12 protein-coding genes are annotated in these 14,242 nt (G+C 57.0%); 4 read left to right on the top strand and 8 right to left on the bottom strand.

Annotation, left to right across the window (positions count from 1 at the left end; genetic code table 11):
* Positions 1–188: 188 nt before the first annotated feature.
* Together dnaJ and rpoZ are read right to left on the bottom strand one after the other, a co-directional pair.
* A complete protein-coding gene (gene dnaJ, locus HNQ38_RS07545; RefSeq protein WP_183719041.1) occupies positions 189–1,295 on the bottom strand; it encodes a molecular chaperone DnaJ in 1,107 nt (368 codons plus the stop codon).
* 110 nt (positions 1,296–1,405) lie between these two features.
* Entirely contained in the window at positions 1,406–1,645 is a 240-nt protein-coding gene (gene rpoZ / locus HNQ38_RS07540) for a DNA-directed RNA polymerase subunit omega (RefSeq protein WP_183719039.1), read from the bottom strand.
* Between the two features lie 232 nt (positions 1,646–1,877).
* Here rpoZ and HNQ38_RS07535 point away from each other — a divergent pair, with 232 nt between their 5' ends.
* From HNQ38_RS07535 to HNQ38_RS07525, 3 genes are all read left to right on the top strand, one after another.
* A complete protein-coding gene (locus HNQ38_RS07535) occupies positions 1,878–2,648 on the top strand; it encodes a tRNA lysidine(34) synthetase (protein ID WP_183719037.1) in 771 nt (256 codons plus the stop codon).
* 81 nt (positions 2,649–2,729) lie between these two features.
* A complete protein-coding gene (locus HNQ38_RS07530; protein ID WP_183719035.1) occupies positions 2,730–3,629 on the top strand; it encodes a M23 family metallopeptidase in 900 nt (299 codons plus the stop codon).
* Between the two features lie 181 nt (positions 3,630–3,810).
* Positions 3,811–4,125, top strand: a complete 315-nt coding sequence (locus tag HNQ38_RS07525) for a DMT family transporter (RefSeq protein ID WP_183719033.1) — start codon at positions 3,811–3,813, stop codon at positions 4,123–4,125.
* A gap of 264 nt (positions 4,126–4,389) precedes the next feature.
* On the opposite strand, the gene HNQ38_RS07520 is transcribed toward HNQ38_RS07525, so the two are convergent.
* The 5 genes from HNQ38_RS07520 to dnaK form a co-directional block, all read right to left on the bottom strand.
* Positions 4,390–4,944 (bottom strand): isochorismatase family protein, encoded by a 555-nt coding sequence (locus tag HNQ38_RS07520; protein WP_183719031.1) that lies wholly within the window; start codon positions 4,942–4,944, stop codon positions 4,390–4,392.
* Positions 4,945–5,036: 92 nt separating this feature from the next.
* Positions 5,037–6,497 carry an Asp-tRNA(Asn)/Glu-tRNA(Gln) amidotransferase subunit GatA gene (gatA, locus tag HNQ38_RS07515; RefSeq protein ID WP_183719029.1) on the bottom strand — a complete coding sequence of 487 codons (1,461 nt, stop codon included), beginning with the start codon at positions 6,495–6,497 and terminating at the stop codon, positions 5,037–5,039.
* A 103-nt stretch (positions 6,498–6,600) separates the two neighbouring features.
* On the bottom strand, positions 6,601–6,897 hold the full coding sequence (gene gatC, locus HNQ38_RS07510) for an Asp-tRNA(Asn)/Glu-tRNA(Gln) amidotransferase subunit GatC (RefSeq protein ID WP_183719027.1): 297 nt from the start codon (positions 6,895–6,897) through the stop codon (positions 6,601–6,603).
* A gap of 327 nt (positions 6,898–7,224) precedes the next feature.
* Positions 7,225–8,589: a type 1 periplasmic-binding domain-containing protein gene (locus tag HNQ38_RS07505; protein WP_183719025.1), complete on the bottom strand. Its 1,365-nt coding sequence runs from the start codon at positions 8,587–8,589 to the stop codon at positions 7,225–7,227.
* Between the two features lie 345 nt (positions 8,590–8,934).
* Positions 8,935–10,848 carry a molecular chaperone DnaK gene (gene dnaK, locus HNQ38_RS07500; protein WP_183719022.1) on the bottom strand — a complete coding sequence of 638 codons (1,914 nt, stop codon included), beginning with the start codon at positions 10,846–10,848 and terminating at the stop codon, positions 8,935–8,937.
* A 306-nt stretch (positions 10,849–11,154) separates the two neighbouring features.
* Between dnaK and HNQ38_RS07495 the strand changes: the two genes are divergently transcribed.
* Complete coding sequence (locus tag HNQ38_RS07495; RefSeq protein ID WP_183719020.1) at positions 11,155–11,994, top strand: split-Soret cytochrome c; 840 nt, start codon at positions 11,155–11,157, stop codon at positions 11,992–11,994.
* A 411-nt stretch (positions 11,995–12,405) separates the two neighbouring features.
* Here HNQ38_RS07495 and HNQ38_RS07490 read toward each other — a convergent pair whose 3' ends face one another.
* Positions 12,406–14,025 carry a methyl-accepting chemotaxis protein gene (locus HNQ38_RS07490; RefSeq protein ID WP_183719018.1) on the bottom strand — a complete coding sequence of 540 codons (1,620 nt, stop codon included), beginning with the start codon at positions 14,023–14,025 and terminating at the stop codon, positions 12,406–12,408.
* Between the last annotated feature and the right edge of the window lie 217 nt (positions 14,026–14,242).

Here is a 14,242-nt window from a genome sequence, read left to right as displayed (position 1 = left end):
CCAAGGCCCCGGTCAGAATTTGACCGGGGCCTTTTTGCATACAGCTGTCATTCATATTTTATGTCTGTGAGGGCAGGGTGCTGGTTTCCTGTCCGTGCATTGCAGCTGTTTTTTCGAATGCACTCTGGCTGCGGCAGCGGGACGGAGAAGCCCTTGGATCATTTTAACTTTGAAAAAGTTAATCTGCTCTAGTCCAGCCCCATAGCCTTGCTGATTTTCTTTGCAGCTTTTTTGACCTTTTGCAGCGGGGTCTGTTCCCCGGCGGCTGCAAATTCACGCAGCAGCTCTTCCTGACGTTCAGAAAGCCGCGTGGGCGTAAGAACCTTTACTTCCACCAGCATGTCGCCCCGTTGCCTGCGCCCCGGGTAGGGCATGCCTTCGCCGGGCACGCGCAGTACAGCGCCGCTTTGCACGCCCTTGGGAATTTCAAGCGAAATGGGATTGTCCAGACCGGGTATTTCTACCCTGTGGCCGAGAGCCGCCTGAACAAAGCTGATTTCCTGCGTGAAGACAAGATCCTGACCCTGACGCTGCCAGCGCTTGTCCTGCTCCACAGTAAGGACTACGTAAAGATCGCCGGGGGGGCCGCCGTGCACGCCGGGTTCGCCCTCGCCGCGCACGCGCAGGCGGGTTCCCGTATCCACACCGGCAGGCACACGCACCACCAGTTCACGGGTATCGGTTACGATGCCTTCGCCCTTGCATTTGGCGCAGCGCTTGGTAATGACGCGTCCTGTACCCTGACAGGCTGTACAGGGCATGGCGATCTGAAAAAAGCCCTGAGACCGGCGCACCTGGCCAGAGCCATTGCACTGGCGGCAGGTTTCAACCTTGCTGCCGGGGGCTGCGCCGCTGCCTTTGCAGTCGCTGCAGGTGACGTGCTTGGGCAGGGAGAGGGTGATTTCATCACCCGTGGCTGCCTGCGAAAAAGAAATGGTGAGATTGTAGCGCAGGTCAGACCCGGCCATAGGGCGGGGACCACGGCTGGCAGACGAAAAACCGAAGAGGTCGCCGAAGATATCGCTGAAATGGGCGAAAATATCTTCGTTGCTGCCAAAGCCTCCGCCCCCGTTTACGCCAGCATGGCCGAAACGGTCATAGCGGGCGCGCTTGTCGGGGTCGCGCAGAACATCATAAGCTTCCGCCGCCTGCTTGAAATTTTGTTCGGCCTCGGGATCATCGGGGTTGTGGTCTGGGTGATACTTGAGGGCGAGCTTGCGGTAAGCCCGTTTGATCTCATCTTCACCAGCGCTGCGGCTGACGCCCAGCACTTCGTAATAATCGAGCTCCATCATGGTCCGTGTTCCGGTGGCTGCGTGCTTGTGCGCCTGGTATAAAGGTTGTATTCACAGGCGCGGCGGCTACCCAAGGGCAGCCGCCGCGCAAACAATATGGCTACGCGCCCTTATTCTCCAGAGGCGGTCGTGGCCTGCTCCCCTTCAATGGGGACGTAAAGGCTGTCGTCGTCGGGCAGCACTTTGCCTGCCGCGATTTCGCGCAGGGCGGTGACTACTTCCTTGTTGCGCGATTCCACAAGGGGCTCATACCCTTCACGGTACTGATGCACACGCTTGATGGCCATTTGCACAAGCAGAAAGCGGTTGTCTACGCGTTCCTGGCAATCTTCAACTGTAATACGGGCCATGCTGCCTCCGTAGTGTGTGCGGCTGTGGGCCGCAGGCTGAGGCGAAAAGTATCCGCCACAGTTCATTTTTGAGAAATAATACCGCCCGACCATTTGTAAAGGGCCGGGCGTGGAATACGCCTAGAGCAGGCTTTGCCTGCTGAAATAAGATATGATATAGGCCGCCATTGACACTGTCAAGCATGCCGGGAAGCCCCGGTTACATAGACGATTTTGAAGGAGATTGCCAGTCATGAGCAGAGAAAAAAGGTCTTTCGCGCAGGAAGTGTGCGTAAAAAGCGCAGGCAAGGCCATGCAGATGACAAATATGCTCTGGCCCGGCTGCAGGGTTGGTGTGGCGGCCTCTGGCGGCGTAGACAGCTTTGTTTTGCTGAAGACCCTTAAAATTCGCCAGGGAATCGTACCTTTTCGCTTTGAAATGATGGCCCTGCATCTCAACCCCGGTTTTGACGATCAAAGCCATGCGGCTCTTTTGCCCTGGCTGGCCGAGCATGGCATTCCTGCTCATGTTGAGGTCACGACGCACGGCCCTGATGCCCATTCAGAGAAAAACCTGCGCCGCTCGGCCTGTTTTCGTTGTGCATGGCTGCGCCGCAAAAGGCTCTTTGAGCTTTGCGCGCAGTACAAGCTCACCCATCTGGCTTTGGGGCACAACGCCGAAGATCTGGTAGAGACATTTTTTATGAACCTTTGCCGCAATGGCCGTGTGGACGGCATGAGCATGAACGAGCCGTTCTTTAACGGCCAGTTGCAGCTTATCCGCCCGCTCATGCTTGTGGAAAAAAAATATATCCGTCAGGCGGCGCGCCAGTGGGGGCTGCCCGTGTGGGCCAATGACTGCCCTTCGGCTGGCAGGACGGCCAGAAGCGACATGGCGCAGACTCTGGAACATCTTTATGCCGTCACCAAGGATGGCCGCCGTTGTGTTCTCAACGGTCTGACCCGCTGGCAGCTGGAGAAAAGCAGTAGCGCGGCCCGCCAGGACGCACCCGAAGATGAATAAGGCAAGGCTGGGCGGCCCAATGTGTGGTGGCCAATTTTCTTGCATTGACAGTGCCGCCTCGGCCCCCTAATGTTGCCGCACATGCTTTTTGGCAAATATCATATTGTCATATTCAAGGAAGGCCGCAGCGGCAGCCGCAACCTTCGGATGCGCGGCTGGCTCGGTTTTTTTGCCTGCGTTTTTGTGCTGGCGCTGGCGGTCTGCAATGTCTGGCTGCTACGAGCCTGGCTCGAGTCGCGCCATCTTGACGACGACCTTGAAGGCGCCCAGCGCGTCATCAGCGAACAGCGCCGTCAGCTTGTCAATCTGGCCGAACGTATTTCACAGGTGAGCCGCGATTTGCAGCGGGTTCAGAGCTTCGACTCCAAGCTGCGCATCATGATGAATATGGAAAAAGATCCTGCCGATGCTGGCGGCGGCCTTGATGTTGTGGGCGATTTTTCCCGCACCTATTTGCCCCTGCACCGGCAGGAACTTGCTGCCCGCAAAATGCAGGATTTTCTTGAACGGCTTTCGGAATCCGCCCGGCTTGAAGAAGTGCGCCAGCAGGATCTTTTGCTGGCCCTGCGTGAAAACCGCGATGCGCTCTCTTCCATGCCAACAATCTGGCCTGTGGTGGGCTTTGTCTCTTCCAGCTTTGGCTGGCGCTCGTCGCCTTTTGGCGGGCGGGGGCAGTTCCACAAGGGGCTGGATATCACCAACCGCATAGGCACGCCAATAGTTGCACCCGCGCAGGGGCTGGTTACACAGTCCGGGCCTGACGGCGCGTACGGCCAGAGCATTGAAATCAATCATGGCGGCGGGGTCATCACCAAGTATGGTCACATGCAGCGTTGCGCCGTGCCCGTCGGTGTGTGGGTCAAGCGCGGGCAGGTCATCGGCAATGTGGGCATGAGCGGAAGAACCACTGGCCCGCATTTGCATTACGAAGTGCGCCTGAACGGTGTTCCAGTGAACCCCATGCGCTACATTCTTGATTAGCGATTTTTCTGACCTTGCCGTATTCTGGCTGTATCCGCGTGTATCAAGTTTTGCTGCTGTGCAAGGTTTACCGAGCTGGACAACACGGCATCTGCGCTTATATAGAAAGCAGGTGAGGACGACCTCCCCCATCAAGGGTATATAATCCGGGACGACCCGGCTCTGAACAAGGAGAGCCGCGATGGCCTGGATTTTTCTTTTTGTAGCTGGCCTGCTTGAGGTCGCCTGGGCGTATACAATGAAACTGTCGCTTGGTTTCACCAAGCCCGTTCCTTCTATTCTTACCATTGTGGCAATGATAGCCAGTTTTACGCTGCTGTCTATCGCCATGAAGAGTCTGCCTCTGGGAACTGCCTATACCATCTGGACAGGCATAGGCGCTGTGGGCGCATTTTTGCTGGGCATTCTTGTGCTGGGCGAACCCGCCAATGCCATGCGCATAGGCGCGGCAGCGCTTATTGTGACAGGGCTTGTAATGATGAAGTTTTCTTCGTGACCATCGGTCCCGGCATGGCCGTATAAGCCCCTTGCTTGTGCCGTACATTTCAAAATTGTCATTCAGCCAGAAAATGTAACTTTCGACAGAATCCACATAACAAAAAAAAATCGGCCAGCTTTCCTCATTACATTGAGAGAAGGCTGGCCGAAATCTTTTGAAACCGCCCTGCGTTCTACGGGCTGGCGGTGTGCAGTCTATTGGATCATTGGGCAGTACGCCGGCAAAGCAGGTCATTCATCCCGCAGGTGTGCTTTTTCGTCGTTATGCCAATAACTCTTTGCGTATATCTTCTGTGGAGCGCACGGCTGCAAACACGCCGTTCAAGGCGGCCATGAAAGACAGATGCACCTGTTCCGCCGCCACGCTTTTGTCAGCAAAGGCCAGTGTTCTTGTGGCGCAGGCATCGTGTGCGAGAGTGCAGGTATAGCCGAGGTCAAAAGCCGCACGAATCGTGGTATCCACGCACATGTGCGACATCATTCCGGCCAGAACCAGCTGCGTGATGCCGTTGTCATCCAGATGTTTTTTCAGCGTCGTTTCACGAAACGAATTGGGAAAATGCTTGATGACCACAGCTTCGCCGCTTTTCGGCTGCACACTGCTGTGGATTTTAACCCCTTCAGTGTCCGGCAGAAAAAACGTGGCACCAGGCTGCAGGGCCACATGCTGCACATGTATGACTGGCAGCTGCAATTTCCTGAACGTTTCAAGCAACAGGCCCGCCTTGGCTCCGGCCTTGTCGCTTCCTTCCAGTTCCATCTTTCCGCCGGGGAAGTAATCGTTCTGCACGTCGATTATGACAAGAGCTTTCTTCACGTCATACCTCCATGAGATGTCATGCAACAGACATCACTGTTCGTCTGGTGTTTTTACTTCGCCCGGCATTTTCTATGTATTACGATTTACTCTTACAGCTTGGGGCTGCCAATGCCGGGCAAGGTCTGTTCCATGCTGTGCCCAAGGGCCAGCAGGTCCGCTTCAGCAAAGGGCTTGCCGATGAGCTGCATACCGACAGGCATGTGGCTTTCTTCGCCAAGTCCCACGGGAAGTGAAAGGCCGGGCAAGCCCGCCAGATTCAGGGACAGCGTATAGGCGTCCATAAGGTAGATTTGCAGCGGATCAGCCGTATTGCTGCCCATATCGCTTGCCGTGACGGGCGATACGGGAGCCAGCAGGGCGTCGCACTGGTCAAGGGCGGCCAGGATTTCGTCGCGGATAAGGCGGCGCACCTGAGCGGCCTTGCGGTAGTAGGCATCGTAGTAGCCGGAAGAAAGCACATAGGCTCCCAGCATGATGCGGCGTTTGACTTCCTGCCCGAAGCCTTCGGTGCGGCTGCGCACATACAATTCTTCAAGATTTTTAATGTCGCTGGCGCGGTGGCCGAAGCGCACGCCGTCAAAGCGGGCCAGGTTGGAACTGGCTTCGGCCATGGCGATGATATAGTAGGTGGCAATGGCTGCGTCCGTATGGGGCAGGCCCACTTCTACCAGTTCAGCGCCTTGGGCCTTTACTGCCTGCATGGTCGCTTCGCAGGCGGCACGAACCTCGGGGGCCAGACCTTCACCATAAAATTCGCGGGGAATGCCCAGGCGGGCTCCCTTGAGGGAGCGGCTGCCCAGAGCGGCTGCATAGTTTTCGGCGGGTCGCGGGTCGCAGGTATTGTCTCTGGCGTCCGGCCCGGCAATGGCGGTGAGCATATGCGCGCAGTCTTCAACATTGCGGGTCAGCGGCCCAACCTGATCGAGGGAGGAGCCGTAGGCAATGACGCCATAGCGCGAAACGCGGCCATAGGTCGGCTTGAGGCCCACGCAGCCGCAAAAGGCGGCGGGCTGACGAATGGAGCCGCCCGTATCCGTACCCAGAGAGGCAAAGCACTGGCCTGCCGTCACCGAAGCTGCGGAACCGCCGCTGGAGCCGCCGGGAACCTTGTTGGGGTTCCAGGGGTTGCGGGTGGTTTTGTAGGCGGAGTTTTCCGTGCTGGAGCCCATAGCAAACTCGTCCATATTGGCCTTGCCAAGAATGACGGCTCCGGCTTCGCGCAGCTTTTGCACGGCAAAGGCGTCATAAAAGGGGGTATAGCCTTCCAGCATCCGTGATCCGGCAGTGGTGGGCATGCCCTTGGTGGAAAGGGCATCCTTGATGGTGACGGGCACGCCCCACAGGGGGCAGGCGGCGTCAGGGCCTGTTTTGTCAAGAGCGGTTGCTGCGGCCAGCGCGTTTTCTGCGTCAATGTGCAGCAGCGCGGCCACGGTGGGTTCAGTGGCGGTTATGCGCTCAAGGCAGGCGGTCGTCACTTCCACGGCGCTCAGTTCTTTTTTTTGCAGCGCCTGGGCCACAGCCGTAAGGGAGAGGGAACATATGTCGGTCATGGGTCTTCTCAAGGGTTCCGCTTGTAGTATTTGCGTGAATAAAAAACAGGACGCCAGAAGTAGGGCTTCAGAGCACTATAAAAATAACTGCTCCGGCCGCTGCCTAGACGATGCGCGGCACCATGAAGTATTCGCCGTCGGCCTCAGGGGCGTTGGCCAGCACTTCCTGACGGGTGCGCACCTGGGCGGCCACGTCCTGCCGTGCGGCAGACTCGTGCCGCACCGGGCTGTACAGGGGCTCAACCGCGCTGGTGTCCACCTTGGCCAGTACGTCCATATAGCCGAGGATGTCGCCCAGCTGCCGGGCGAAAAGTTCCTGTTCCTGCTCACTGACGCTGAGACGCGAGAGTTGGGCCATGTGGGCCACTTCTTTTGAACCGATACCTTTGTTCTCTGACATTATGAGGTCCTTTGCCCTGGCCCGGCTGCTTCCCAAGAAGAGGCCGCCGGGCTGGGGATGATATTCTGGAGTACCTTCACCCTGAAAATACTCTGACGACTGTGTGAACAGACGCCCGCCGTGGAGGCTGTAAACGTTGTTTCAGGCAAGCCCTGCGGGCAGCGGCTGCCGCAACGCGGCGTGGATCCTGCCGAAAATCGCATCTTCCGGCAGGATGACAACTTTGAAATGCAGTGCATTTCAAAGTTCTTCTGCTCTAGCGCGGTCAGGCCGCTCAACAGGTATGTCCTGAACTTTGAGAATGCATATTCTCAAAGTTCCTCTGCGCTACATGCTTGAGGGCAGGCTGAGCTTGTACGAGGGCTTCGGCGTCGTGCCGATGGGCTGCAGCGTCGGCTGCTGCCCTGTACCCGGCGTAACCGGATTGCCCGTGGCATCCACTGGCGGCAGGCCCTGCATGCGCAGCGCCGACTGTTGCAGTATGTTGCTGTGCGTCTGCCGGAACTCTTCAAGGTTGACAGGAACCATACCCGTGGAAGACACGCCGAAGACAAAGAGGTTCTGGTGCGCCACCCCGGCATTGTCCCATGTGATGGGGGCCATGCCCCAGACCATCTGCGAGGCGCGCTGGGCGCGGGCCGTCACTTCCGGTGCGCTGAGACGCGAATTGAGGCCAAGGCTTACTGCGAAGCGGGCGAAGTCATAGCCAAGAGCTGTCCAGAAGTCCGAACCGGGGCCCTGAAGCGCGCGAGGCGCGCGGGCGGGGTTCCAGGCAGCTGGAAAGACCGCCAGAGCATACTTTTCAGGCGCGTTGACAACCTTGCCGGAAAGGCCTTGTTCCCACAATGTCGTGCCAAGCAATACAAGGCGGTCTTCGCCGTTGTAGAGCAGGCTTGTGGTCAGCATTTCCATATTTTTCCACGAATCGGGCAAAAACAGTGCTTCAAAGGCGGTTTGCGGCACGGGCGTGCTGCTGCCTTCGGGCGTCTTGGCGTTGATGAGCGGAGCCACAGCCGTGCTCCACGAAGTGGGATCGCCGGGGTTATAGGAGGCCTTTTGCAACGCCATATTGCGCTTGTAGAGCGTTTGCTCCATCAGGCCCGTCATGCGTGCGCCATAAGCGTCGGCAGGATAAAAGGCTCCGTAGCTGCGGATGTTCAGGCCGTCCGAGGCAAAGCCGATGAGGGCGTCAATCTGGTCCTGCGGGCTGGGAAAAAAGCGCCAGGCACGCGTGCCTTCGTCACCCTGCTCCAGCGATGGTAAAAATGTGAAAAAGGCGCGTTCGGCCGTGGCTCCGGCATTGCGGGCCTGTGCGTAATTGGATGCCTGAAGGGGGCCGCCCACCACTGCGCAGGACGGCGGCAGTGCCTTGAGCTTTTGCAGCCAGTCCGGGGCTTCTGTATTGACGATTTCAAGGCGCATGTTAACGCCATTGGCCGCCATTTCTTTTTGGGCCATTTGTGCGCCCTGGCGGATTTTGCTGCCAATGGGGGCGTATGGGCCAGAGGCGGGCAGGGCCAAGGCCACGCAGGTTCCGGCACTGGCCGGGGCAACCGGGCGTGCAGGGGCCACGGGGGATTGCTGGCCGGTGAAAGGCATTTTGCAGGCGCTGAGGCTGCCGAGCAGCATGAGAGCCAGTAGGCCAAGCGTCAGGCGCGTGAGGGCGCGGCTACACGTCGTGGATATACGCACAGTATCCTCCGGCAGGATAATTATTAGAGCACTACAGCTTTGAAATGCTCAGGTGGCTGCGTGAGCAGACGCCCGCCGTGGAGGCGTAAGCGCTATTTATTAGCGCGGTGAAACGCCGTAGCAAGCGTGTCGTAAACTTTGAGAAAACATATTCTGAAAGTTAATCTGCTCCAGACAAACGAAAGGCCTCATGCCTACCAACGACAAAGGTCTGGCTCACAGGGAGCCAGACCTTTTTAGTACAGTGGAGGAATTGAGGCAAGTTCACTCAAGCGCATCTAGCGGCCCGGCCTGTCTTTGGACGAAGACGCATCGCTGGCGTGAGCGGACGGGATGGTACCGTGCTTACTTCTTCACTTCCGTGTAGTCGGCGTCAACTACGTCGTCTGCGGCATTGCCGTGGGGCTGGCCTTCGGCCGCGCCCGCGTCGGGGCCAGGCTGGCCGCCAGTCTGCTGGGCCTGCTGCTGGTACAGCTGCTCGGCAAGCTTATGCGATGCCTTGGCCAGTTCGTCCGTGGAAGCCTTGATGGCAGCAGCGTCTTCGCCTTCCATCAGCTTGCGCAGATCGGTGATCTTGGTTTCAATATCGCTCTTGAGCGCGGCATCAGCTTTGTCGCCCAGATCGGCCAAAGATTTCTCAGTGCCGTAAATAAGGCTGTCAGCGTGGTTGCGGGCTTCAATGAGCTCCTGCTTCTTCTTGTCTTCATCAGCGTGGGTTTCAGCCTCGCGCACCAGCTTCTGGATGTCGTCTTCGGACAGACCGGAAGAAGCGGTGATCTTGATGGACTGTTCCTTGCCGGTACCCATATCCTTGGCGGACACGTTAACGATACCGTTGGCGTCGATGTCAAAAGACACTTCAACCTGCGGCACGCCACGGGGCGCCGGGGGAATGCCCGTGAGGTCGAAACGGGCCAGGGTCATATTGTCGCCAGCCATTGGCCGTTCACCCTGAAGCACGTGGATGGACACCGAGGGCTGATTGTCCGAAGCCGTCGTGAACACCTGGCTCTTGCGCGTGGGAATGGTGGTGTTGCGCTCGATAAGCTTGGTGAACACGCTGCCCATGGTTTCAATACCAAGGGAAAGCGGGGTCACGTCGAGCAGCAGCACGTCCTTCACGTCGCCGCTGAGGATGCCGCCCTGAATGGCAGCGCCCATAGCCACCACTTCGTCAGGGTTGACGGAGCGGTTGGGTTCCTTGCCGAAGAACTTGCCAACGACCTGCTGCACAAGGGGCATACGGGTCATGCCGCCCACGAGGATGACTTCGTCGATCTGATCGGCGGTCATGCCAGCGTCGGCCAGGGCCTTTTTGCAGGGTTCGGTGGTGCTTTCCACCAGATCGCCCACAAGGGATTCCAGCTTGGCGCGGCTGATCTTCATGAGCATGTGCTTGGGGCCGTTCTGGTCAGCAGTGATAAAGGGCAGATTGACTTCGGTTTCCATAGAGGTGGAAAGGTCTTTCTTGGCCTTTTCAGCGGCTTCCTTCAGGCGTTGCAGAGCCATGCTGTCCTTGGACAGGTCAATGCCGTTTTCTTTCTTAAACTCTTCCACAAGGAAGTTGATGATGCGCTGGTCGAAGTCTTCGCCGCCCAGGAAGGTGTCACCATTGGTGGCGCGCACTTCAACAACGTTGTCGCCCACTTCCAGAATGGAAATATCAAACGTGCCGCCGCCAAGGTCGAAGACGGCGATTTTTTCGTTGGCCTTCTTGTCCGCGCCGTAGGCCAGCGAAGCGGCCGTGGGCTCGTTGATGATACGCTTGACTTCAAGGCCCGCAATGCGGCCCGCGTCCTTGGTGGCCTGACGCTGGGCGTCGTTGAAGTAGGCCGGAACCGTAATAACGGCTTCGGTCACTGTTTCACCCAGGTAGGCTTCCGCGTCGGCCTTCAACTTGGCCAGGATCATAGCCGAAATTTCAGGGGAGCTGTAGGTACGGCCATCCACTTCAACACCGGCGTCGCCATTGGGGGCTTTGACGATGTCGTAAGGGCTGTGTTCCTTCCAGCGTTCCACTTCGGGGCTGTCATACTTGCGCCCCATCAGACGCTTGATGGCGAAGACGGTACGCGTGGGGTTGGTAACAGCCTGACGCTTGGCGATGTCGCCCACCAGGCGTTCCTTATCTGTAAAGGCCACCACGGAAGGGGTGGTGCGGCCGCCTTCAGGGTTGGTGATGCATTTAGGGTCCTTGCCCTCCATAACATATACGCAGGAGTTGGTGGTACCCAGGTCAATACCGATAATCTTGGACATATGGTGATCCTCCTCGGGGAAAGCTTTTCTCGTGTGTATTTGCGCTGCGACCGGCCCGGCCATTGAACTGCTGGAACGGCGCGCGCTGTAAATTCTGGCAGCTGGCTGCCCAACTGCGAGGTATATGTAAGTCTTTCTTGCGGGTCGTCCAGAGTATTGCCAAAAAAAAACGATAAAAAGTGTTTAGCCAGGTTTTAAAAAGACCATTTTTGGGGGGGTATTTATAATTGACCTTTCTTTCTCAATCTTGGTAGTGAATTAATGAACTAACCGTGTCACGGCAGACACATAACCTGGAGGAGAAAAGTGAACATCGGCAGACGTGATCTTATCTGCGGCCTTGGCGGGCTTGCAGTGGGTGGTGCTATGCTTGGACTGGGAGGCGTTGAGGCCAAGGCTGCAGGGCAGACGCAGCAGGCCGCAGGACGTTTTGACCAGGTGGGTGGAGCCTTTGGCTGGAAAGCCCACAAGCTTGACCCCAAGGAATGCGCCCAGGTGGCTTACGAAGGCTACTGGCACAAGGGCTTCGGCTGTGGTTTCGGCGCTTTTTACAGTATTGTCGGCCTGATGGGCGAAAAATACGGGGCGCCTTACAATCAGTTTCCCTTTGCCATGCTTGAAGCCAACAAAGGAGGAATTTCTGACTGGGGCACCATTTGCGGAGCTCTTTACGGAGCCGCAGCTTCCTTCTCGCTGTTCTGGGGCCGCAAGGAAGTACATCCAATGGTTAACGAACTGTTCCGCTGGTACGAAGTGACCAAACTGCCTGTCTACAATCCCGGCGATGCGGCGCAGGGCTTCAAGGGTGATATGCCCATGAGCGCCTCTGATTCCGTACTTTGCCACATTTCCGTGTCCAAATGGTGTTACGAAAACAAGGTGGAAGCTGACAGCAAGCAGCGTAGCGAACGTTGCGGGCGTCTTACTGCTGACGCCGCTTTCAAGGCCGCTGAAATCATCAATGCCAAAATTGATCAGGGCAAGGATTTCAAGAGCGCCTTTCCCATGCAGAAATCCGTGACCTACTGTGGCGAATGCCATATGACCAAGGGCAATGATGCCAACTGGGCCAAGGGCATCATGGATTGCACGCCGTGCCACAGCGGCACGGCAGCTACACAGAACAAGTTTTTGAATCATCCATAGGCGGCAGAGTTGCTAAAGGCTTTCTGGTGAGCTTTGTGAAGGGGTATTTTTATTCTGGCCGAGCGGCATAAGGGGCCGCGCCCTGGATAAATGATCTGCTTGGTAAAGTATAACCAGAAACCTCACCCCGTGACGCGATTGTTGAGACGGGCAGCCCCTTTGACAGGGGCTGCCCGTCTGTTTTTGTGATGATACGCGCTCACAAGGTTGTTGCTCTAAAATTCACATATAGACATTGCCTTTCCTGGCGCAAACGCGAAATCAGGGCAGACCTGACCGCGTTCAAAAACAAAAAACATCCGCCGGGCGGTTGCTCCAGCGGATGTTTGTCTGACCTGTCTGTACAGCGCACACTGTGGCGTTTTGAGCAGCCAAAAATTTGTGCGGATCGGGCAAAAGGCTGCGGCTTTGTCAGGCAGCGTGGGGTCTGGATTCGTTTTCAGCGGCAAGTGCCTGATCTTTGTCTTCCTGCCGGATGTTGTCCAGTATGCCTGTGACAATGCTAACCTGACCTGCCATATCACTGACCTGACGCGCCGCCAGGTCCATAGATTCGGCAATGTGGGCACTCAGCGTGTTGACCTCGGCAATATTGCGGTTGATTTCTTCGGAGGCCGCGGATTGTTCCGTGGCAGCGGCGGCAATGGCAGACACACGCGAACTGGAGTCGCCAGCCAGGCTGGAGATGCGCTCCAGCGATTGCCCGGATTCTTCAGCCATACGGCCTACTTCATCAATGGAATTTACCGTGCCGTCCACAGTGGTGGAACTTTTGCCCGTGCCTTCCTGAATGGCCGCAATGGCGGTTTCCACTTCACGGGTAGCGCTCATGGTTTTTTCGGCCAGCTTGCGCACTTCGTCGGCAACTACGGCAAAGCCTCGTCCGGCTTCACCCGCGCGGGCCGCTTCAATGGCGGCATTGAGGGCCAGCAGGTTGGTCTGGTCGGCAATGTCACGAATGAGGGTGAGCACCGTGCCGATATCCCTGGCCTGCTTGTCGAGGTCGAGCATGTCGCCCTTGAGGCCGCTGGACTGCTGCTGCACGGTCTGCATGCTTTGTATGGTGCGCAGCACGATGGCAGCGCCATCCTGGGCGTTCCCTTGCACCGAGGTGGCGGCTTCAGCCGCTGCTTCGGCATTGTGGGCCACTTCAAGAACCGTGGCGTTCATTTCGTTCATGGCCGTGGCTGTTTCGGCCATGCGGTCGGCGGCAACGTCTGCCTTGTCGCGCACATCGCCCAACGACGCATTGAGAGTGTCGGCGGCTTTTTGCAGATGAGCTACCACGCCTTCAAGCTGGGTCACGGTGTCCATTCTGGCCTTGTGGGCTGCGGCTGCTGCCTTCTTTTCAAGAAGTACCTTTTCGGTGATGTCTTCACCTATTTCCACATGCCCGATGTGCTTGCCCTGAGCATCCCTCAGGTAGTCCAGCATTATCTGCATGGTCTTGCCGTTGGGCATATGGTTGATGACTCTTTTGTTGCCCAGGCGCAGCTGCTCAATGCCGCACTCGGGCGTATTACAGATATTGCCCTTCTTTTCGGAGCAGTGTTTGCCAACCACATCGGTCTGACAGGTTTTGCTCATCGTTCCAAGCGCGTTGGTGTTGCAGAATGTCCAGATCATATCGTTGTCTGTAACAGAAACGGACAGGGGCAGGGTGTTGAGAATGCTTTCGTACCAGTGGGCCTGGCCTTCCAGTTTTGACACCATGATACGAAGTGATTCGGCCAGATGCCCAAGGCAGTCTGTGCGGTATACATCAAGCTTGGCGTCTTCGTGCCCTGAGGAAATGGCTTCTGCGTAGCGAACGCATTTCCGAATGGGCGAAAGCCAGTTGTTGATAAGCAGGGCGCCGATGGCTCCTAAAACAACGATGGCAACAGCGCCGCCAGCCAGGGCCTTCCACATATGAGTGGAAGAAAGGCTGTCGCCCAAAGTCATGTTGAAGCTTACAAGCATAGCTGCACAGGCCAGTATGAGGCCTATGAAGAAAAAGATGGTCATGCGAAGGCTGAGGGTAAGATTCATACAGTTCATCCTTGGTCGCCGCTTCCAGAGGCACAAGGTGCGGAGGAAACGTTCAGGTTTGCCTGTGCTGGCGGTACTATATCGTACGGAGCTGCCCGCAGATGCAGCCCGAAATCTTCGTGTTAACTTAGAGCAGATTAACTTTGAGAAGGTGTATTCTCAATGTTTAATACGCGCTCGGCGTTTAATAGCGCAAATAAATAGCGGTGCTGTTTTC

Origin of the sequence: Desulfovibrio intestinalis (assembly GCF_014202345.1) — a bacterium.
GTDB lineage: Bacteria > Desulfobacterota > Desulfovibrionia > Desulfovibrionales > Desulfovibrionaceae > Desulfovibrio > Desulfovibrio intestinalis.
The sequence above is the reverse complement of the archived record's forward strand: the minus strand, read 5'-3'. Positions and strand labels throughout refer to the sequence as shown.

What these genes read in the sequence shown, in the direction of transcription:
- dnaK (WP_183719022.1), bottom strand. Translation starts at nt 10,848, where the DNA reads ATGTCCAAGATTATCGGTATTGACCTGGGTACCACCAACTCCTGCGTA.
- gatA (WP_183719029.1), bottom strand. Translation starts at nt 6,497, where the DNA reads ATGACCGACATATGTTCCCTCTCCCTTACGGCTGTGGCCCAGGCGCTG.
- rpoZ (WP_183719039.1), bottom strand. Translation starts at nt 1,645, where the DNA reads ATGGCCCGTATTACAGTTGAAGATTGCCAGGAACGCGTAGACAACCGC.
- dnaJ (WP_183719041.1), bottom strand. Translation starts at nt 1,295, where the DNA reads ATGATGGAGCTCGATTATTACGAAGTGCTGGGCGTCAGCCGCAGCGCT.
- HNQ38_RS07490 (WP_183719018.1), bottom strand. Translation starts at nt 14,025, where the DNA reads ATGAATCTTACCCTCAGCCTTCGCATGACCATCTTTTTCTTCATAGGC.
- HNQ38_RS07530 (WP_183719035.1), top strand. Translation starts at nt 2,730, where the DNA reads ATGCTTTTTGGCAAATATCATATTGTCATATTCAAGGAAGGCCGCAGC.
- gatC (WP_183719027.1), bottom strand. Translation starts at nt 6,897, where the DNA reads ATGTCAGAGAACAAAGGTATCGGTTCAAAAGAAGTGGCCCACATGGCC.
- HNQ38_RS07525 (WP_183719033.1), top strand. Translation starts at nt 3,811, where the DNA reads ATGGCCTGGATTTTTCTTTTTGTAGCTGGCCTGCTTGAGGTCGCCTGG.
- HNQ38_RS07535 (WP_183719037.1), top strand. Translation starts at nt 1,878, where the DNA reads ATGAGCAGAGAAAAAAGGTCTTTCGCGCAGGAAGTGTGCGTAAAAAGC.